The sequence below is a fragment of the Stenotrophomonas sp. genome, from assembly GCF_031995405.1.
Lineage (GTDB): Bacteria > Pseudomonadota > Gammaproteobacteria > Xanthomonadales > Xanthomonadaceae > Stenotrophomonas.
This window is the reverse complement of record NZ_DAMAGC010000211.1, coordinates 1-2,269: the sequence shown is the minus strand read 5'-3', so window position 1 is coordinate 2,269 and position 2,269 is coordinate 1. Positions and strand designations below refer to the sequence as shown.

Genomic DNA, 2,269 nt, shown 5'->3' with positions numbered 1-2,269 from the left:
GGCTTGCGTGGGTGGGTGGCATAGCACCCCAGCATGGGATCGGAGGAGAACGTGCCGGCGCCGGTGTCGGTGTTGCGGCAGGCGCTGAGCAACAGGGGCGACAGGAGTAGCAGGCTGGTGACGACGCGCATCGCGGGGCCTCCTGGTAGCGGGCAGTGCGGCATTGTGGCGCAGCAAGCGGAAGGGACCGTGCACGGCGGGCGATGGTGTACGGTTGCGTGAACCGGGGACGCTGACATGCAGGACAACACGCCACTGGATACCGCCCCGCCACACGTGTCTTCGCCACGAGCGACGACGGTGCAACGCTGGCCCTGGCTGGGTGTATGCAGCTTCCTTGGGCTCCCGTTGGGTGGCCTGGCCGGCTATCTCGTGCGGCTGGCGACCGATAGCCCCACGGTCGGCGTGGGCACGAGCGGGGCGACGGCGATCGGCGTACTGGGTGCGGCCGCCATCGGGCTGATCGCTACCGTCGGCTCGCGGGTTCGGCAGGAACGCTGGCCTTGGCTGGGCGTCGTTGGCGCCGTGCTCAGTGCCGCGCCGCTGGCCTTGTTCATCGTGGCGATGATGTTCCATCGGTGAGACGGCAAGCGGTAGGTAAGTGCTCATCGACGACCGCTTCCACCCGATGTACCTCCACCGTGATGTGCACCAGCTCCTCGTGGATGGACAAGGCTTCACGAATCGTATCTGCCGTCACCTCAGTGCCGCTCACTACGCTGGCCACCACCGCGTACTTGCCGCGACCGACCTGCCACACGTGCAGGTCCGCAAGGCGCGCTGCCCACGGGCCCTGCTCGATCACCTCACGCACTTCGGCCACGACCGGGGCGTCCATCTGCGCATCCAGCAGCACCCGGCCGGTATCGCGCAGCAGTCCCACCGCCCACACGGTGACCAGCACCGCGCCGACCAGTCCCATCACCGGGTCCAGCCACGCCGCGCCCCAAAACTTGCCGCCGACCAGTGCGGCGATGGCGAGCACCGAGGTGGCAGCGTCGGCGATCACATGCAGGTACGCCGAGCGGAGGTTGAGATCGTGCGCGGCGTGGGGGTGGCCGTGGACTCCGTCAGCGTCGCGATGCTGACGATGCTGATCAGCGGGGGGGGAGTCGTGGTCGCGCGCACCGCCGTGGCCGTGCGGATGTCCGTGACCGTGATGGTGCCCATGCTGGTGCCCGTGATCGTGCCCATGGCTGTCATGCAACCACCATGCGCACAGCAGGTTGACGCCCAACCCCACTATGGCGATGACGATGGCCTGGTCGTAGTGGATGGCACTGGGTGAAAACAGCCGCTGCGCCGATTGCACCGCCATCAGCAACGCAACGCCCAGCAGCGCGATCGCGCTGGTGTAGCCGCCGAGGATCTCGATCTTCCACGTGCCGAACGCAAAGCGGCCGTCGTGTGCGTAGCGGCGGGCACAGGCATAGGCGAACACGGCCAGGCCCAGGGCGAGTGCGTGCGAGCTCATGTGCCAGCCGTCGGCCAGTACGGCCATGGAGTTGAACCACCAGCCGCCGATGATCTCCACCACCATCATCGCCGCGGTCAGCCACAGGGCGCGCCGGGTGTTGCGCTCGGCCAGCGGATTGCCGTCGTCGAAACGGTGGCTGTGGCGGCGGGCGTCGGCGGCGGCGAGGAGGGACATGGGCGCGGACTCGATTGGAATATACCCCCACAGGGTATATGCTCCTGCCCCATGTCGCACGTCCAACACCAACGAAACGCGCTGCTGGCCCGGGTCCGTCGCATGGCCGGCCAGGTGGCCGCACTGGAAACCGCCCTGCAATCGACCGAGGCCGACTGCACCGATGTGCTGATGCAGGCCTCGGCGGTACGGGGGGCCGCGCACGGCCTGCTGATGGCGCTGCTGGACGAACATCTGCAGGCGCACGTGGTCAGCCCCAGCGATCCGGCCGAACGCGCGGCCGAGGCGCAGGTGCTGGTGAAGCTGCTGCGCGCCTACGGGAAGTAGGCGCAACGGGGACGCTTGCGTCCCCAAGGCACCTCCCTTGGCGTGAGGCGATCAGTGCCTGTGCCGACGCCAGGCATTCCACACATGGGTGGCGGCAAGCAGCAGGCTGCCGGCGACGGTCATAGGCGTTTCGGTGTCGTGGCTGGGCCACTCGGCAGCGCCGGCCAACAGCAGCAGCAACCCCAGCGCAGCGCTGGCCAAGGCCGCAGCAGGCAGGCGTTGCTGGCGGTGCGCGCGCCACAGGGCGAAGCCGGTCAGCGGCGCGGCGATGGCCACGAAGAGCAGGTGGAC

4 protein-coding genes are annotated in these 2,269 nt (G+C 68.6%); 2 read left to right on the top strand and 2 right to left on the bottom strand.

Translation table 11 applies throughout. The features are described from left to right. The first annotated feature begins 300 nt into the window (after positions 1-300). Positions 301-582 (top strand): hypothetical protein, encoded by a 282-nt coding sequence (locus RTO53_RS19880; protein ID WP_312239384.1) that lies wholly within the window; start codon positions 301-303, stop codon positions 580-582. Here the strand turns inward: RTO53_RS19880 and dmeF are convergent. Beyond that, positions 554-1,651, bottom strand: a complete 1,098-nt coding sequence (gene dmeF, locus RTO53_RS19875) for a CDF family Co(II)/Ni(II) efflux transporter DmeF (protein ID WP_312239383.1) — start codon at positions 1,649-1,651, stop codon at positions 554-556. The two genes, RTO53_RS19880 and dmeF, sit on opposite strands and share 29 nt — an antisense overlap. Before the next feature lie 51 nt (positions 1,652-1,702). Here dmeF and RTO53_RS19870 point away from each other — a divergent pair, with 51 nt between their 5' ends. Continuing rightward, entirely contained in the window at positions 1,703-1,978 is a 276-nt protein-coding gene (locus tag RTO53_RS19870) for a metal/formaldehyde-sensitive transcriptional repressor (protein WP_312239382.1), read from the top strand. 51 nt (positions 1,979-2,029) lie between these two features. Here RTO53_RS19870 and RTO53_RS19865 read toward each other — a convergent pair. Next, positions 2,030-2,269: MerC domain-containing protein (locus RTO53_RS19865; RefSeq protein ID WP_312239381.1), on the bottom strand; the 240-nt coding region annotated here is incomplete at its 5' end.

What these genes read in the sequence shown, in the direction of transcription:
- dmeF (WP_312239383.1), bottom strand. Translation starts at nt 1,651, where the DNA reads ATGTCCCTCCTCGCCGCCGCCGACGCCCGCCGCCACAGCCACCGTTTC.
- RTO53_RS19870 (WP_312239382.1), top strand. Translation starts at nt 1,703, where the DNA reads ATGTCGCACGTCCAACACCAACGAAACGCGCTGCTGGCCCGGGTCCGT.